9 protein-coding genes are annotated in these 18,257 nt (G+C 67.4%); 2 read left to right on the forward strand and 7 right to left on the reverse strand.

Going from position 1 to position 18,257, the window contains the following annotated elements:
• Nucleotides 1-5: 5 nt before the first annotated feature.
• On the forward strand, nucleotides 6-1,154 hold the full coding sequence (locus AB0P21_RS08550; protein ID WP_363694905.1) for a mandelate racemase/muconate lactonizing enzyme family protein: 1,149 nt from the start codon (nucleotides 6-8) through the stop codon (nucleotides 1,152-1,154).
• On the opposite strand, the gene AB0P21_RS08555 is transcribed toward AB0P21_RS08550, so the two are convergent.
• Both AB0P21_RS08555 and AB0P21_RS08560 read right to left on the reverse strand, forming a co-directional pair.
• The gene (locus tag AB0P21_RS08555; protein ID WP_363694907.1) at nucleotides 1,147-1,872 is read right to left on the reverse strand and encodes a PIG-L family deacetylase; all 726 of its coding nucleotides are present in this window, start codon (nucleotides 1,870-1,872) and stop codon (nucleotides 1,147-1,149) included. The genes AB0P21_RS08550 and AB0P21_RS08555 overlap by 8 nt on opposite strands.
• Nucleotides 1,872-2,624 carry an SDR family oxidoreductase gene (locus tag AB0P21_RS08560; RefSeq protein ID WP_363694908.1) on the reverse strand — a complete coding sequence of 251 codons (753 nt, stop codon included), beginning with the start codon at nucleotides 2,622-2,624 and terminating at the stop codon, nucleotides 1,872-1,874. Before AB0P21_RS08560 ends, AB0P21_RS08555 begins: the two co-directional genes overlap by 1 nt.
• A 186-nt stretch (nucleotides 2,625-2,810) precedes the next feature.
• Between AB0P21_RS08560 and AB0P21_RS08565 the strand changes: the two genes are divergently transcribed.
• Complete coding sequence (locus tag AB0P21_RS08565; RefSeq protein WP_363694910.1) at nucleotides 2,811-8,618, forward strand: RHS repeat-associated core domain-containing protein; 5,808 nt, start codon at nucleotides 2,811-2,813, stop codon at nucleotides 8,616-8,618.
• Between the two features lie 60 nt (nucleotides 8,619-8,678).
• Here AB0P21_RS08565 and AB0P21_RS08570 read toward each other — a convergent pair whose 3' ends face one another.
• From AB0P21_RS08570 to AB0P21_RS08590, 5 genes are all read right to left on the reverse strand, one after another.
• Nucleotides 8,679-9,347 carry a CE1759 family FMN reductase gene (locus AB0P21_RS08570; RefSeq protein WP_363694911.1) on the reverse strand — a complete coding sequence of 223 codons (669 nt, stop codon included), beginning with the start codon at nucleotides 9,345-9,347 and terminating at the stop codon, nucleotides 8,679-8,681.
• The gene (locus AB0P21_RS08575; RefSeq protein ID WP_363694913.1) at nucleotides 9,344-9,826 is read right to left on the reverse strand and encodes a MarR family transcriptional regulator; all 483 of its coding nucleotides are present in this window, start codon (nucleotides 9,824-9,826) and stop codon (nucleotides 9,344-9,346) included. Before AB0P21_RS08575 ends, AB0P21_RS08570 begins: the two co-directional genes overlap by 4 nt.
• The gene (locus AB0P21_RS08580) at nucleotides 9,826-11,013 is read right to left on the reverse strand and encodes a CE1758 family FMN-dependent luciferase-like monooxygenase (protein ID WP_363694914.1); all 1,188 of its coding nucleotides are present in this window, start codon (nucleotides 11,011-11,013) and stop codon (nucleotides 9,826-9,828) included. The genes AB0P21_RS08575 and AB0P21_RS08580 overlap by 1 nt, the downstream gene beginning before the upstream one ends.
• Nucleotides 11,014-11,455: 442 nt before the next feature.
• Nucleotides 11,456-17,326: a hypothetical protein gene (locus AB0P21_RS08585; protein WP_363694915.1), complete on the reverse strand. Its 5,871-nt coding sequence runs from the start codon at nucleotides 17,324-17,326 to the stop codon at nucleotides 11,456-11,458.
• 285 nt (nucleotides 17,327-17,611) lie between these two features.
• A complete protein-coding gene (locus AB0P21_RS08590; protein WP_363694916.1) occupies nucleotides 17,612-18,199 on the reverse strand; it encodes a TetR family transcriptional regulator in 588 nt (195 codons plus the stop codon).
• Between the last annotated feature and the right edge of the window lie 58 nt (nucleotides 18,200-18,257).

Below are 18,257 nucleotides of genomic sequence, written 5' to 3' on the forward strand. Positions count from 1 at the left end.
CAGGTATGGCCGGCAGCGACGTCCGGATCACCGAGGTCGAGGTGATCATCCTCGACAACGGTATCGAGTACGGCAGCCGGCTGCCGGACGGTGAAATGGCCGGCCCGCGACACACCTGTCTGGTCCGCGTCGGCACCGACGCGGGCCTGGACGGGTACGCCGATGTCGACTCGCACCCCTGGGTGGTGCGGTCGATCGTCGAGGCCGCCTCGCACATCCCGGAGTTCTGCACCGGGCTGCGGGAGGCGGTCCTCGGGCAGAGCATCTGGGACCGAACCGCTTTGTGGCAACGGATGTACGAGTTCTCCTGGTACCACGGCCGCCGCGGTCCGGTCCTGCACGCGATGAGCGGGATCGACCTGGCCGTGTGGGATCTGTGCGGCCGGCTCACCGATCAGCCGGTGCACGAGTTGCTCGGCGGCCGTCGCCGCGACCGCATCACGGCATACGCGAGCACCTTGTTCCGGCCGACGCCGGCGGAGATGCGACAGGCCGCTCGCAGCTACCTGAATCGTGGCTTCCGGGCGATCAAGTTCGGCTGGGGACCTTATGGTCAGGACCCGGCACTGGATCATCGGCTGCTGGCCGCCGCGCGGGAAGAGGTCGGGCCCGACGTGCGGCTGATGGTCGACGGGCACCTCGAGGGCGACCTCGACACGATCGCGCGCAACTTGGACGGCCTGGCGGAGCTGGACCCGTACTGGGTCGAGGAGCCGTTGCGGGCCGACCGCCCCGCCGACCTGGCGCGCCTCGGCCGCAGTACGTCGGTCCGGATCGCCTCGGGTGAGCAGTTGTCCGGGCAGACCGAGTTCGACGAGTTGCTGGCCGACGACGGGGTCGGCGTGATTCAGCCGGATCTGTCCCGCTGCGGTGGGTTCACCGCGTTCCAGAGCATCGCGACGGCAGCGCTCGCGAAGGGCCGGATGGTCGTGCCGCACGCCTGGACCTCGCCGCTGCTGACCGCGGCGACCCTGCAGGCGGCTGCCTGGCTGCCGGATCCCGTCATGCTTGAGTTCAACGTTTCGTCGGCGCCGGTGAGCCGCGACCTGGCACCGAGTCTCGCCATGGTGGACGGGCAGATCGTCGTACCGGACACGCCAGGGCTGGGTGTCACGATCGACCTCGATGTGGTCGACAAGTACCGGGTCAGCTGAGCCGGCCGGGCAGGTCCGACGGCCATGGGATGCGGCGCTCGGACAGGCAGGGGCGGAACGCCTCGGCCGCCGAGACCAGCAGTCGTTGCCCGGTGAGCCGGTTCGCCGCCGCGACTAGGTCTGCGTAGTCCGTCCCACCGAGGGTTCGCATCACGTCCATCTGGCTTCGGTGCAGCCGGATCAGCTCGGCCTTCGCGGTGACGTGATTGTTGCCGAGCTCAACGAAGTGGGTGGCCTCGAAACCGTGGCCGGGGCCGGGATCCACGTGCCAGATCCGCGGTACCCCGGCCAGCGGCTCCGGACCGGCAGGGCAGAACGAAGCGAGGCTGGTGAACAGCGCGGCGTCGGCGACGAGCTTGGCGGTCAGGACGTGGTCGGGGTTGTAGTCATCGGTCCAGTGGGTGAAGACGACGTCCGCCCGCAGGGTTCGTAGTACGGCGATCAGCTCGCGGCGGAGGTCGGCGTCCTCGATGACGAAGCCGTCCTCCCTGCCCAGGCAGACATGCTCGCCTGCGAAGGCCTCGGCGACCGTGCGCATCTCCGCGGCCCGCACCGCGGCAGCGTCCTGCCGGGTCGCCGCCGGATCGTAGGGCAGGCCTTTCCCGCCATCCGTCACGGTGACGAACGAAACCTCGTGCCCGCCCTCGCGCAGCCGGAGCAGCGTGCCGAGACAGTTCATCTCGTCGTCCTGGTGCGCGAAGACGCCGACGTACCGCATCAGTGCTCTACCCCAGGCAGTCGCGCCAGCGAGGCGGACAGTGCGCCGTCGACCTTGAGGAATGCGCCGGAGATGTAGTCGGCGGCGGGCGATGCGAGGAAGGCGACTGCGGCGGCGACCTGGTCCGGCGTACCGAATCGGCCGAACGGGAGCAGCGCGCCTGCCCGGGCGAGGTGTTCCTCGCCGTACAGGGCTGTCTCTCCTGGGGTGGCGATCCAGCCGGGGACGACCGCGTTCACCCGGATTCGCTGGGCCGACCACTCGTGCGCCAGCGTCCTGACTACTTGGCCGAGGGCGCCGTGGGCGGCGTTGTAGCCAAGGCAGTCGGCGAAAGCCGTTGTCTCATGCAACGATCCGATCGCGATGCAGGAAGCCCTGGCCGACATCCGCGGCAGGCAGGCCCTGAACAGCTCGAACGCCGCGACTGGTCCGAGGTCAAGACTGCGCTGGAGCGACTCTCTGGACAGCTGGGCTGCGGAGATGTGTTCCTCGTGCGCGACGGCATGCACCACGACGCCCACCTCGCCCTCGATGGCGCCGGCCACCTGCTGCCCGAAGTCCTCCGCACCCGCATCCGCCAGTACTACGGACGCTCGCCCTCCGGCCGCTTCGATCGCGCTGACCGTGCCCTCGGCGGCTTGAGCATCGCGATCGACGCAGACGACGCTCCCGAACCCGTCGGCCAACGCCCGCGCGCAAGCACCGCCGATCCCGCCACCTGCCCCGGACACCACCGCGACCAGCTCTGCCATATTTTCATCATTTCAGAGATGTATCTGGCTTGCTAGAAGATTGCGGAGGGCCACTCTCTCTTCACCCTGAGTTCCGAAAAGGTTATACGTGACCGCTATCTGATTGCGGCAGATAGTTACTACAGTGGCTCACGTCCTCCGACGGCACCCACTTCCGCCCCTCGTCCGTCGCGGCTAGGAGTTGTCATGAAGCTGAAGCGTCCTGCCCTTGCCCTGCGCTGGATCACCGTGGTGATCGCGCTCGTTGCCGGAGTCGCGATCGCGCCGGGGGCGGTGAACGCCGCCACCGGGAACACGTCCGGCCAGGACGAGCGCACCCCGCTCGCCGCGGTCGCGGACTTCCCCGAGTCGGAGGCGATGGATCCGTCCTGGCGAGTGGACGGGTCGGGTGCGTTCACCGATTCGATCGCGATCCGGGTCCCGCAGTTCCATGAGATCACTCCGAAGATCGCGCTCGCGTACGACTCCGCGGCCGCCAACGGGCTCGCGGGTGTCGGCTGGACGCTGAGCGGAGCGAGCCAGATCGAGCGCGGAAGCCCCGGCAGCGGTGCTCCCCGCTACGACGCCTCCGATGCCTTCTTCCTCGACCAGCAGGAACTGGTGCCGTGCGCCCAGGGCAGCGTGAGTCCCAGCTGTACGTCGGGAGGCACTCACTCGGCCAAGAACGAGACGTTCACCAAGATCGCGCTCACCGGTACGGGAGCAGCGAGCCGCTGGACGGTGACCGCGAAGGACGGCACGAGGTGGGTCTACGCACCCGTCCTGGCGACCGCGACCGACTCCGTGTACCGCTGGGGCGTGGTCCAGGTCGTCGACACCAAAGGCAATACGGTCACCTACAACTGGGCGACGAACCTGTACGCCTGTTGCTGGGAGTACCTCGACTCGATCACCTACAACAACACGACGGTCAAGTTCCACTACGCCGAGCGCACCGACACCGACGTCAAGGCGATGGGCAACGGCGCCCTGCGGACCGTGCGCGGACGGATCAAGACCATCGACGTACGGGTCGGCGACGACCGGGTCCGCGCCTACAAGCTGACCTACACCCCGAGCGCGGCCACCGCGAGGTCGTTGCTCGCCGAGGTGCAGCAGTTCGGCAAGGACGCCGTCCTGGACGCCACCGGCACGGTGACCGGCGGAACGGCGATGCCTGCCGTGAAGACGACGTACCAGGCCGGGGCGCCGGCCTTCGTCTCCGGGCCGGACAAGATCTTCTCCGGCAACTGGTCCGGTACGAAGTACTTCTCGATGGACATCAACGGCGACGGCAAGACCGACATGCTGCAGCTGTGGCCGGTGTTCGGGTCCTACCAGCGCAAGGTGTGGCTCTCCGACGGCACCGACTTCGCGCTGGTGTCGACCGACGGGGCGATGTCCAACGCCGAGAACACGCGGTTCCTGCCCGGTGACTTCACCGGCGACGGGAAGAGCGACCTGCTGGAGATCCATGCCTGGGGTCTGGGGATGCGGCAACGCCTGTGGATCTCGAACGGCACCAGCTTCACCCAGGGGCCGGACGTGATGTCGGCCGGGCGCAACGACGTGAACACCCGCTTCACCCCGATGGACATCAACGGGGACGGCCGGACCGACGTCCTCGAGCTCTACCAGTGCGGAATCTTCCCGGTGAACTACTGCCGGGCCACCTGGCTGTCCAACGGGACCACTCTGGTCAAGGCCTCGGACGCGACCGGTATCGGCTTCAGCGACACCCGGCAGTTCTACCCGGCCGATGTCAACGGCGACGGGAAGTACGACTTCGTCGAGGTGACACCGCCGGTCTTCCTGACGCCGGCCCAGCGGCACATCTGGCTGTCCAACGGCACCGGATTCGTCTCGGGTGCGACCGACGGCGGTCTGACCTGGGTGACGCCCGACCCGGACGGATCCGGCAGCAGGGTGCTGATGATGGATGTCAACGACGACGACAAGACCGACATGGTCGAGCTCTCCCCGTCGTTCACCAGCTACACCCGGCGGACCTGGATCTCCACCGGGTACTCCTACGTGCTCGGCGGCACCGACAACGCCCTGACGAGCAGCGCCGCGTCGAAGCAGCTCGTGATGGACGTCAACGGCGACCGGCGGATGGACATGGTCGCGCTCACGCCGGGGTTCCTCGGCACCCAGACCAGGCGGGACATCTGGCTCTCGACCGGGACCGGGTTCACCGCCGGCGCCAGCGATCCCACCATCGGGAGCTACAGCTGCTCCGACGGTGAGTGCACCGCCGACTTCCTGGCGGTGGACGTCGACGGCGACCTGCGCACCGAGATGATGCATCTCTACTCGACCAACTTCGGCCTCAGCAAGGGTCAGCACGTCTGGTACATGGGCGGTGCCGCGACCGACGTGCTGACCTCGCGGACCAACGAGTGGGGCGCGGTCACGAACGTCACCTACGCCCCGTCGTCGGCATGGGCGAACACGAACAACCCGCCACTGACCCGCACCGTGTCGAAGGTGACCGACGATTCCGGGCCCGGAGCCGCCGCGACCACGTCGTTCAGCTACTCCGGCGGGCAGTACTACCACCCCGACCGCAAGTTCCTCGGGTTCCGGACCCAGCGGGTCACCAAGCCCTGCGCCACCGGTGAGGCCAAGTGTCCCTACGCGGACACCACCTTCCGGCAGGACCTGGCGGCGATCGGCCAGCCGGAGAAGGTCGAGGTCCACGCGGGCGACGGTGCACTGCTGAACTCGACGGTGACGGAGTACACGACGAACGGCACCACGGTTCCGCGGATCGTGTTGCCGACCGGCAAGTTGGAGACCACGTACGCCGATGGCGGCCAGCGCACGATCTACACGACGCGGGAGTACAACGCGTACGGCGAAGTCGTGAGCCTTGCCGAGCACGGCGACAAGGACCGGAACGGCGACGAACGCACAACGCTGACAACCTTCGTACCCAACACGTCGGCCTACATCGTGAACAAACCCGCGGCCGAGAAAGTCGTGACCGGAATCGGCGCGAGCGGCACCCGGCTCAACGAGACGCGCACCCGGTACGACGGGGCAACAGCCTGGAACCAGGCGCCCTCGGCCGGCTACGCGACGGCGAACGCGAGATGGCTCTCCACCACGGACGGCTTCGTCGAGACAGCCAAGGAGTACGACGGGACCGGGAACCTGGTCGCGGAGGTCAACGAGGTCGGTGCGCGGACGACGCTCGCCTACGACTCGACCTATCACCTGTTCCAGGTCTCGGAGACCGACGCGTTGTCCCGGCAGGTAACTGCCACCTGGGATCCGGTGTGTGCGCTGCCCACGAAGGTGGTCGACGTCAACGGGCAGCAGACCACCGTCACGCACGACGCCTTGTGCCGGCAGGTCCAGTCGACGATGCCCGGCGGCAAGTTCGAGCGCCACACGTGGGTCAACGTCGGGAATCCGGCGACGCAGTACGAGCTGGTCGAGACCCCGGCCGCGGACGGCACCGGCACCGCGCAGTGGAGTCGTCGCTACCTCGACGGGATGCAGCGTTCCTACCGCACCGTTACGCAGGGGCCGGACGCCGCGACCGGCGACATCTACGTCGACACGGCCTACAACCAGCGCGGCCTGGTCGGCTCGACGACCGCGCCGTACTACTGGGTGGCCGGGCAGGCACAACCGACGACGTTCGCCACCGCCACGACGTACGACGCGCTGGATCGGGCGATCAAGGTCGTCGCGCCGGACGGGTCGGCCCGGACCAAGAGCTACGGGCTGTGGTCCACCACCACCGTGGACGAGAACGGCCGCGTCTCGACCGACCGGACCGACGCCTACGGCCATCGCATCGCCCGGGACCAGCAGGTCGACGGCAAGACGCGGACCGCGAGCTACGTGTTCGACCTGCGGGGCAATCTCGCGAAGTCGACGGATCCGTCCGGCAACGTGATCACGTACACCACCGACTCGCTGGGCCGTAACCTCAAGGTCGAGGATCCGGATGCGGGCGTCTCGACGTACGAGTGGAACGCCGCCACCTGGCTGATGGCGCAGACCGACGCGAAGAACCAGCGCACCGTCTTCGAGTACGACCAGCTGGGGCGCAAGACCAAGAAGACCTCCAACGCGGGCACCGCCGCGGCGGCCACCGTGACCTGGGGCTTCGACCAGGCTCGGTCCGGCTACCACAACATCGGCCGGATGACCTCGGCCACCGACGCGGCGGGCACGAGCGCGATCGACTACGACGCCCAGGGCAACATCGTGAAGGCGGTGCGCGCTGTCCGGGGTACGCCGTACGAGTTCCGGTACGGCTTCGACGCCGGCGGCCGGCGGTTGTGGACGACGTACCCTGACGGCGGCGTCGAAGGTACCGCGGCAGCTCCGCTGCGCTACGACTCCGCCGGCCGGGTCAAGACGATCCCCGGCATCGTCGACGCGCTTGCCTACAACGCCGCGGGCAAGGTGACCAGGATCGCCAACTCCAACGGCACCGTGTCGACCCGCACGTACGACGACGGGCGCGGCTGGGTCACCGGGATCAAGACGCTGTCCGGCTCGGCGACGGTCCAGGACAGCACGCTGACCCGGGACGACTCCGGCAAGATCACCCGGACCCAAAGCCCGTTCCCGGGCGAGAGCTGGACCTACTCCTACGACGGAGCCGGCCAGCTCACGGGTGCCGTCAGCGGTACCAGCCTGGCGGACAACCGGACCTTCGCGTTCGATGCCGCCGGCAACATCACCGAGAACTCCGGGGTCGGCGACTACACCTACGGCGCGACCAAGCCGCATGCCGTCACCGCGGCGGGCGGCAACACCTACACCTACGACGCGGCCGGCAACATGACGTCGGGCGACGGGCGGACGCTGACCTGGAACGGCGACGGGCAACTGGCCTCGGTCGTCAAGGACGGCGTGACCTCGACGTACACCTACGACGCGGACGGCGCGCGCGTCGAGCAGGTCGAAGGCGGCACGGTACGCCGCTACCTCGGCGCCGACTACGAGGTCGACGTCACCCACAACACGAGCACGCGCTACGTCACGATCAGCGGCACACCGGTGGCCAGGGTCGACGGCGGCGCGAAGTACTGGCTGCACACCGACCACCAGGGCACCGTCCAGGCCGAGACGAACGCGGCCGGCCAGGAAGTTCACCGCAAGACGTATCGGCCGTTCGGCGAGATCGCCGGCTCCAGCGGCTCGCTCGGCCGTGAGTCCCGCGGCTACACCGCCCAGCGTCAGGACTCGACCGGGCTGCTCTACCTCAACGCCCGGTACTACGACCCCGCGCTCGGGCGGTTCATCTCCCCCGACCCCGTCATCGACGGGGAGAGCAACATCGGCCTCAACCGCTACGCCTACGCCGCGAACGACCCGGTGAACCGACTCGACTACACCGGTCTGTCGTGCACCGAGTCGGACGGTTCGAAGTGCGACAAGACCGATCAGCCGATCTCGCGGGACGAGATCATCAAGCGCGCGCAGGAATGGGTGAAGAACCAGCCCGGCGGCTACGACCAGGAGGGGTACAACTGGGGTCCCGGCGAAGGTCCCCGCTACCGCCTCGACTGCTCCGGCTACATCTCGATGGCCTGGCACCTGGGCGAGAACCGTTGGACCGGCTCCCTGCCCGAGGTCTCGTCGGAGATCAGCCGGGACGACCTCCAGGCCGGCGACATCCTCAACTCGCGCTCGACCATTCCCGCGGCCAAGCAGCACGTGTTCCTGTTCGAGAAGTGGATCGACAAGGAGGCCGGCACGTTCTCGTACTACAGCTTCGGAAACACCCCGGTGAGCCACGACACGGCCAACATCAACCAGGATTTCCTGGACGGGCATCCGAACAGTGACTACGTGGCCCGGCGGTACAACGCGGTGATCGACGACACTCCGGCGCCTGCTCCCGCACCGGCACCGGTGCCCGCTCCGGCACCGGCACCTGCGCCGGTTCCTGACGGAGTGCCGCACGGGCTGGGTCCGGCGCTGCCCGGTCCGGCGGTGCATGGGTTGGGGCCGGCGTTGCCTGGTCCGTCGCCTTTCTCCTGAGCTTGGAGGTGCCCCGGAGCAGAGTTCGTGAGGACTCTGCTCCGGGGTGCTTCGGTTGTTCTAGCCCCCGGTGGCAAGCCGCATCAGGTCGGTGTCGAAGTCGACATCACCAACAGACCGCTCGGCCCGCGTCGCATTACCAGCGAACTGATGCTGATACCCCGACCAGTTGTCGTCGGCAATCTGATTGGTGACCCCGCTCAGCGCAAGCATCGACAGCTCAGCAGCAGCCCGCGCGATCCGCTTGCCGAGCTCCGGCGAACCCCAGTCCTCCGGTGCCGCATACAACGAAGTAGGCACCGGAATCGCCCGCAGGAAGGCGAACAACGGCCGAAGCTGATCGTCGACCACCATCGCATGCCGGGCCGTGCCGCCCGTCGCGGCAAGGATCACCGGCTTGGCGAGCAGCAGATCGTTGTCGAGCAGATCGACGAACGACTTGAACAGCCCGCTGATCGCAGCCTTGTAGACCGGCGTCGACGCGATGATCGCGTCGGCGGCGGCGAGCCGGTCGATCGCCGACTGCACAGCAGGTGTCGGCAGGCCCGAGACGAGTGAGCGCGCGATGTCGACGGCGATCGGCGCCAGGTCGATGACGCTGACCGACACCACGGCACCCGACGCGCGCAGAGTGTCAACCGCCTTCTGCGCCGCCCGGTCGGCGAGCAACCGGGTCGACGAAGGATCGCTGACCCCCGCGCTGATCACAGCCAGAGTGATGTCAGTCATGAAGTTCTCCTTTCGGAGTACGGAGAGATCGGTCCACTGGCAGCCTCGGCCTCAGCAAGCAGTACTGCGCTGAGCTCCTGCAGCGTCTTGAGTTGCGCCGGCGTCAGCGCCCGGGTCATCGCCGTCGTCACCTGCCGCGCATGCGCCCGCCCCACCCGACGCTGCACCTCCTGCCCTTCAGCGGTAAGCCGAAGCCGAAACGCACGCCCGTCCGCCGGATCCGCGCTGCGCTCCACCAGCCCACGCCCTTCGAGCCGGCTGACCAACCGCGAGACTCCCGCCTGAGTCAGCAGCGCGTCCTCACACAGATCGATGATCCGCAACCCGTCGGCCGCCGTCGACAGCGCGTACAGAACGCCGTACTCCCGCGGCAACAGATCGCCCCAATCCCCTTCGCGTTCGAACTCCCGGGCCAGCGTGGCCTGGGCACGGAACATCGTTTCCCAGGCCACGTTCGCGAGTCGCGCAGTACGGTCCATCAGAACGCCACCGGGAAGTTCGCCTCGACGGCCGGGTCGCTGTCCTGGTACGGCGAGGTGCCGGACAGGTTGTCGCCACGGTTCGGGTTCGGCCGCGGCTGCCGCGGCTCGGCGTCGCCGTACTTCGCGCGCACCAGCGAGCCGTGCGTAGGAGCATCCGGTACGCCGGGTGCCCGCCGCGACTCCATTTCCTTCCGCAGTACCGGGACAACCTCGGTACCGAGCAACTCGACCTGCTCGAGCGCCACGTCGATCGGCAACGCAAGCCCGTCGACCGCGAACAACTGCCGCTGGTAGTCGCCGAACCCCTCCTGGAAGGTCAGCACCTTGTCGATGACCTCCTGCGGACTGCCAACCGTCAGCGGAGTACCGGCCATGTGGTCCTCGAGCCTCGATCCGCGAAACATCGGGTAGTTCTCGAAGTACGGCCGGAACGCCTTCACCGCATCCTGCGAACGCTTCGCGATGAACGACATCCCACCGAGCCCGACGATCGCCTGCGCCGCGGTCCCGTGCCCGTAGTGCTCGAACCGCTGCCGGTAGAAGTCCACCAGCGGCTTGAAGTGGAAGTTCGGCGCCAGAATGTGGTTGGCGAAGAACCCGTTCCCGTAGAAGGCCGCCTGCTCGGCGATCTCCGGCGTCCGGATCGACCCGTGCCAAACGAACGGCGGCACGTCGTCCAACGGCCGCGGCGTCGAGGTGAACCCTTGCAACGCAGTACGGAACTTCCCGTCCCAGTCGACCACGTCTTCGCGCCACAACCGGTGCAACAGGTTGTAGTTCTCCAACGCCAACGCCACCCCCTGCCGGATGTCCTTGCCGAACCACGGGTAAACCGGCACGGTGTTCCCCCGCCCGACCATCAGATCCAGCCGCCCCTTCGCGACATGCTGAAGCATCGCGTAGTCCTCGGCGATCTTGACCGGGTCGTTGGTCGTCATCAACGTCACCGAAGTACTCAGCATGATCCGCTCGGTCCGCGCGGCGACATACCCCAGCAACGTCGTCGGCGACGACGGCACGAACGGCGGATTGTGATGCTCCCCCACCGCGAACACATCCAGCCCCACCTGATCGGCCCGCTCAGCCACCCGAACCATGTTGTCAATCCGCTCGGCCTCGCTGTACGTGGACCCCGTGACAGGATCCGGCGCGATATCACCGACCGTGAACACTCCGAACTGCATCTCATCCTCCTGACCCACGCGCCAGCAAACTGCATGACTGCGCATGCAGTTCAACAACATGAGCGCGCATGTATTCCCGGGGGGTGTCAGAGCTGCGTTTTCTGCACCGCAGCCGCCGCCACGGACCTGCCACTCACCACGGGTAGCCATACTCGCAGCCAACTGCACCCCGCGAGACCACACGACCTCAAGCACTCAACACCCGGCCACCCGCGAGACCCGACCGCATCAAGCAGCCTGACCCGACACCCGCCACCTCGGCCAGCCAACACGGGACTCCGCCGCGGAACGAGCAACCACCTCAAGCACCCAACACGCGACCGGTCCGCCACACTTCGCTCTCACGAAGCGGGCGACGCAGGAGCACGCGCCCCAGGGCGGGTGGGAGCTAGCGAACGCGGACGCGACGAAGGAGCGGACGGCGGAGCCAGCGCGGGTTAAATCACCTGCGCTCGGGACGCCGGGTGACCACCACGAGGAAGCCGCCGACCAGTACCAGGCCCAGTGCGGCCAAGGCATAGCCCAAGCCCACCGGAGCGCCGGTGTCGCCCAGGTCGTCGCCCGGCTTCGGAGAAGGAGTCGGGGTCGGAATCGGCGGTGTCGGCGTCGGAGTCGGGGTCGGGGTCGGGGTTGGATTCGGCGTCGGGCTCGGCACGGACTTCGTCACCTTGACCGTCACCGAGCTGATGTTGTCAGACGGATCAGCATCCGGCGTCTTCGACGAAGCACTCGCCGTGTTAGTCACCGAGTCCTTCCCGTACGCCGCATCAACCGCAACCTCAAGCCCGATCCGAACAGTCGCACCAGCGTCGATCCGGCCGAGATCACACCTGACCACCCGCCCAGCGACCGCACACCCAGCCGGCGCCTTCCGCAACCGCAGCCCAGCAGCCAACTCATCCGTGACAGTCACCCCGACAGCAGCCGAAGGCCCGGCGTTCCGCACCGCGATCGTGTAGCTGAACTCATGCCCAACCACCACACTCGCCACTGACGCCGTCTTGACCACACCAAGATTCGCCGACTGCGTGGTCCGCCCACCAGCCTTCGCCTCATTGTTGCCAATCACCGGATCCGAAGTAGCCGCACCCACCCGAGCCACATTCTCCAACGCACCAGTAAACCCAGCTGCAACAGTCGCAGAAACAACCACCGTCACCGAAGCACCCTCGGCAAGCAACGCAACACCGCACTGGACCGTCCCAGCCTCAGGCGCATCAGCCGAGCCGGTACGAGTCGGCGGAAGCAACACACAACCAACCCCATCAGCACCAGAAGCCGACACCTTCGTCAGACCGGGCGGCAACTCATCCGTGATGACCACCTTCCGCGCATCCGACGGCCCCAGGTTCCGCACCGTCAGCACAAACTTCACCGGCTGACCCGACACCGGATTCCCCGGACTCATCGTCTTGGTGATCGCCAGGTCGGCCAAAGCTGTGACCGGCGAGACGATCTTGCCGGTGTTGTTGTCCGGCACCGGATCAGGAGTCGGCGAAGTCGCCGTAGCAGTATTCGTCAGCGTCGCCCCGTCGTACCCCGGCGCCAACCGCACCCGGAGCGACAGAATCACCTGCCCCACCGGTACGTCGCCCAGCTCGCAGCGGATCGCCAACCCATCAGCCACGCAAGGCTGGCCGACCGACACCACGGTCAGTCCGGCCGGCAGCGTGTCGGTCACCACCACCGAGCGCGCGACCGAAGGACCGTTGTTCGTCACCACGATCGCGTAGTCGAACGTGCTGCCCGGCGTGAGGCCGGAAGGCTCCGCCTGCTTGGTGACAACCACATCCGCGCTGGTACCAACCGGGATCGTGACGGTCGAGCTGTTGTTCTCATCGTCAGGGTCAGGCACCGGCGAGGTCGCAGTGGCGGTGTTGACGACTGTGGAACCGCTGTAGCCGGAGTCCAGCGCCGCGGTGATCACCACACTCGCAGTACCACCTGCGGCCACCGTGCCAACCGCACAACTGACAACCTGCCCAGCCGTAGTACAAGAACCCTGCCCGGTCTCCGCGCTGATCAGCGTCAGCCCAGCGGGCAAGGTGTCCGTGACCGTGACCGCGGTGGCATCCGACGGCCCGTGGTTGATTACCGCGACCCGATAAACCACTCCCCCGCCGGCAGTCGCCGACTTCTCGTCGCTGGTCTTGATCACCTCGAGATCAGCCGCCTGGACGACCTCAGTGGTCACCGAACTCGTATTGTCCGACGGATCCGGATCAGGTGTCTGAGAAGAAACGCTGCTGCTGTTGGTAATAGCACCCGTCTGCGCCGAAGCAACCTTCACCCGCAGCAGCACAACCGCCTCGGACCCAGGAGCCATTGTGCCCAGCGCGCAGCTGACCGCCGATCCGCTCACCGAGCAACTACCGTCCGCACTGGTTGCCGTCAGCAACGTCAGCCCACTCGGCACGGTGTCCGTGACAACAACCGCCTGAGCTGTCGAAGGCCCGGAGTTGCGCACCGTCAGCGTGTACACACCCTCGCCACCGGCAACCAGCGGCGACGGATCCACCGTCTTGACGATCGACAGATCAGCCGAAGCCGCCACCGTCGTCTCAGCAGTACCGGTGTTGTTCTGATCATTCGGATCCGGCGTCTGCGAGCTCACTGTCGCCCGGTTCGTCAGCTTCCCCGCCGGTACGTCGGGCGCCACGATCACCACGATCGTCACCACCACCTCGGCACCAGGCGCCAGCCGCCCGGCCGGACAGATCACCACCGGCTCGGCAACAGACGGATCCTGCACGCAGTTACCGGCCGGACCAGAACCACGGACGTACGTCGTACCGGCCGGCAAAGTGTCAGTCACAACCGCAGCCACAGCATCTGACGGCCCAGCATTGCGAACAGTCAACTCATAGCTCAACTGGTTGCCCGCAACAACAGTCGCCGGAGCGGTCTTGACCACCGACAGATCAGCCTTGGCCACCACCGTCGTCGTACTGGTCGAGGTGTTGTCCGACTCGGTCGGGTCCTCCGGAGTCCGTGACCCAGCGGTCGCCGTGTTCGCCAGTTCACCAGGTTTGGTTTCCGCGGCAACCGTTCCGTTGACCGTGACCACAAAGCTGTCACCAGCGGCGAGCGTCGCAACAGAGCAATGCACCTTGCCAGCAACGACCTCGCAAGAAGCCCCGCCAGTTGCCGAAGCAGTCGCGCCAGTCACCGCAGCCGGTACTGCGTCGTCAACCGTCACGTCCTGCGCATCGGACGGCCCCGCGTTCCCCACCGTCAGCTTGAACGTGATCGCCGTCCCGGCCACCACCGGATCCGGGCTGGTGGTCTTGACCAGCGTGATGTTCGCCTGCGCTCCGGTCAGCAGCGTGTACGTCGCGGTGTTGTTGTCCGGCACCGGATCTGGAGTCGGCGACGCGACCTTCGCCGTGTTGTCGAGCTGGTTCGGCGGCGTACCGGACGGCACGTTCGCCACCACGGTCACCGTCACAACAGCACCCGGCTCGACCGTGCCGACGGCGCAAGTGACCGTGCCGTCAGCCTGATCGCAGTCACCCTGGGACGTGGTCGAAGAGACGTACTTCAAAGGCACCGGCACCGGGTCGGTCACGGTCACCGACTTCGCCGCGGACGGCCCGTTGTTCGTGATCTTCAGCGTGTAAGTGACCGGCTTCCCAGCCTGCACCGGCACCGGCTGAGCGGTCTTCGTGATCGCCAGATCGGCGCTGGTCGCGATGTCGTCGGTCGTCCGGTCGCTGTTGTTCGACGGTTCCGGATCAGGCGTCGTACTGGTCGCCTTGGCCGTGTTCACCAAAGAGCCGGTCGCGGTCGCAACCACAGTCGCGGTCACCGTTACCGTGGTAGTCGATCCCGCCCCGAGATCACCGAGCGCGCACCGCACCTGCCCGGCGGACACCGTGCATGTACCAGCGGTCGTATCCGCGCTGGCATCAGCAAGATCGGCCGGCAGATCGTCAGCAACCGCAACGGCCTTCGCGTCCGACGGCCCGTCGTTCCGCACACTGATCTGGTACGTCACCGGCTTCCCCGCGACGACCGGGGCCGTGAGCGTCTTCTTGCCGACGACCAGGTCTGCCTTCGGCGTCCCCGGAGTCACAGTCGCTGTGTCGACATTGTTCGACGGCTCCGGATCCGGCGTCACGCTGCCGACCCGGGCCGTGTTGACCAAGGGACCACCCTGGTACGCCGAATCGAGCGTCGCGGTGACCGTGATGACCAGCGTCGCCTTCCCCGCCAACCGGTCGGTCTCACAAGTGATGTCCTGGCCCGCCGCAGCACATCCCGCAGGTGCAGGAGCGTCGACCTTGACCAGGCTCAGCCCCGCCGGGAGCGAGTCGGCGATCCGAACCTGCTCTGCGTCCGACGGCCCGTTGTTGACGACCGTCAGGGTGTAGTTGACCACCTCGCCCGGCGCCGGATCAGTCGGCGCGACAGCCTTGACGATCGAGAGATCCGCGGCGCGCGTCACCGGCGTGGTGACCGAGGCACTGTTGTTGTTCTGGTTCGGGTCAGAGGTGGTGCTCGTGGCCGTGGCGACATTGGTCAGCCCCGTCGCAGAACTGGCCGCAGGAACCCGGACGACCACCGTGATGGTTGCCTCGGCCCCCGATGCCAGATCACCCAGGTCGCAGTCCACTTTGCCGGTGCAAGAACCCTGCGTCGGTTCAGCGGACACCAGCTCGACACCGTCCGGCAGCGTATCGGCGACCACGACCCCGCGCGCCGTACTCGGACCGTTGTTGCGAGCAACGAGTTTGTAGGTGACCGAGCCGCCGGCCTGGACGACCTCCGGCGTACCGGTCTTGGTCAGCGCGACATCGGCCGACTCCCCGACCGGCGTCCGCACCTCGTCGGCCCGGTAGCTGTACGGCTTGTTCAGCGTCTCGGCCGTGTAGTCCAGATACCCGGTGTTGACCACCGTCGTCCCCGCCGAGGCGTCGTCGAGCGTGACCCGGAAGCGCACCGTGCTGCTGTCGTTCGTGCCGAGCCGCCCACCGGCAGTCGCGTTCGCGCCCGTACCGACGCGGTATCGCACCGTGCGCGAGGCAGCGTCGTACTCCGCCTGGTCGTCGCCGGCCTGGTCGGTCTTGGCCCCCATGCCGGCACCGGTGACGACGCTGAGCGAGCCGGGGACAAAGCTGGTGTTCGGCGGCAGCGCATCCCGTACGACGGACTTGAGCGCCGCGTCGTCACCGGTGTTGGCGTAGCTGAGCGTGTACTCGAGCGTGTCGCCGATCTTCGCCGGGTCGTTGCCCGACACGTTGCGGACCGTCTTGGTGCCGTGGATCGCCGGCGCGTACAGGTCGATCTGGGTGGTCAGCGCGGCCGGGTAGTAGAAGTCGCCGGTGCTGGCGAAGGTCAGCTCGGCGCTGGTCGAGCTGTTCGCGAGGATGCCGGCCGCGTCCACGACCTTCGCGTCCAGACCGAGGTTGTTCACGCTGGCCGGGGTCCGGTTGGCGAGGTTCACCCCCGCGTCGGTCACCCGGCTGCCGAAGAAGTTCGCCGACGGGCTCTGCGCGTCCGCAAGCCGGGTGCCGTTCACCGCGAAGTAGTCGCCGCTGATCCCCGCGTCACCCTCGTACGTGACGCTGCCGAAGCGCGCGTTCACCGGCCCGCTCGGTGGCGCCAGGAAGCCCGAGATGCTGGTCTTGATCACGTCGCCCGTCGTCACCCGCGCGTAGCCGTTGAAGACACTCAGGTCGCGCAGTGGCTCGTTCGGGTGCTCGTAGGCGATCACCAGGCTCCACCCGGCGTACCGGTCGGCGCCCGTGCCGGCTGCGATGTCCGCACCCCAGTACTCGCCGTTGCCGGCCGTCTGCACGACAGAGGTGACATCGAGGTACGACGAATAGTCCTGTGTCGCGGCGCTCAGGTAGTCGGTGCGCCCCGCAGTGACGGTCTGGTACGCCGTCTGGCCGGGGACCCGGAGCTTGATCGTCTTGCCGTCGCCAGTGCTCGCCGTGCCGTTGGTGCCCGCGGCGCGGCTGGAGCCCCAGAACAGTGCGGCGTACAGCACCTTCGCGCCGTCCGGCAGGCTGACCGTGGCCGCCGACGAGGACTTCGTCGAGGTGTCCGAGTCCGCGTCTAGCAGTCGCATCGCCCACTCGTTGTTCGACGCGTTCGCCGTACTGCCGGCCAGCGCGGCCTTGCAGGTGGTGACCGTCGTGTCGCAGGTCTCCAGCGAGTTGCCGGTGATCCGGATCGCGCCGTTCACCTGCGCCCCGAACACCTTGCCGAAGGTCCGGATCGTCTCCGCGGCAGCAGTTGCCTGCGGCACCAATCCCGTCAGCGCTACCAACAGCAACGCCAGCACCAGGCGCAACCGACCAGCCATCCCAATGTCCCCGTTCAGTCGCACCTGTGGCGAGAGCCTTCACCTGGATACCACATGGAGTAGCGATCCGCCTACTCAATGTAATAGGTGTCGGGGGCAACAAAACCCTACTGGCCGGTCAGCGGTAGACGGTCCGCCCGTCGGCGTCCGGCACCCCGCTCATCCGGAAGAAATAGGTGTTCACCTGGTCGCGCCACTCCCGGGCGTTCCGCACCGCGATCACTTTCCAGCGAGCTACCGTCGGCAATCCCTGACCAGGTATTGGTGCTGAGGGCAACAAACTCCTCAGCCGGTCAGGATCGCGCGCTCGACGCAGGCCCGGATCAGCTCACGCCGCTGCTGATGCACCTCGGGGGCCTCGTCGGCGGTGGCCGCGTAGACGTTGCTGACCGGTGACCAGGCCATCGAGATCGCGATCACCAGAGCCATCACGTCGAACGGGTTGCCCGCGGTCACCCGCCCCGCGGCCTGGGCATCGGCGATGATCCCGAGCTTGCGATCGTCGTACTGCGAATGGCTGTCGACCAGATGACCGACCGGCCGCCGCTCCAGCCGCGCCCAGGTGGCCAGCCGGATCAGGTCGGGGCGGCGCAGATACTCGTCGTACAGCTGGGTGGCCCAGTCCGCGAGATCACCGGCGTCGATCGGCACCACGTTGGTGATCCGCTCCAGCGAGGCCAGGAAGATGGTGTCGAACAACCGCTCCTTGTTCCCGAAGTACGCGTAGAGCTGGGCTTTGTTCGTCCGCGCCGCGGCCACGATCCGGTCCACCCGCGCGCCGGCGATGCCGTGCTCGGCGAACTCCGCCGTCGCCACCTCCAGGATGCGCTGGTACGTCGCAGTGCCGCGGGCGGTGCTGGGCTGGTCGGGCATCCACCCACTCTACAGACAGACCAGTTGGTTTGCCGATCGCCGCTCAGCGACGTACGGT

Origin of the sequence: Kribbella sp. NPDC056861 (genome assembly GCF_040687575.1) — a bacterium.
GTDB lineage: Bacteria > Actinomycetota > Actinomycetes > Propionibacteriales > Kribbellaceae > Kribbella.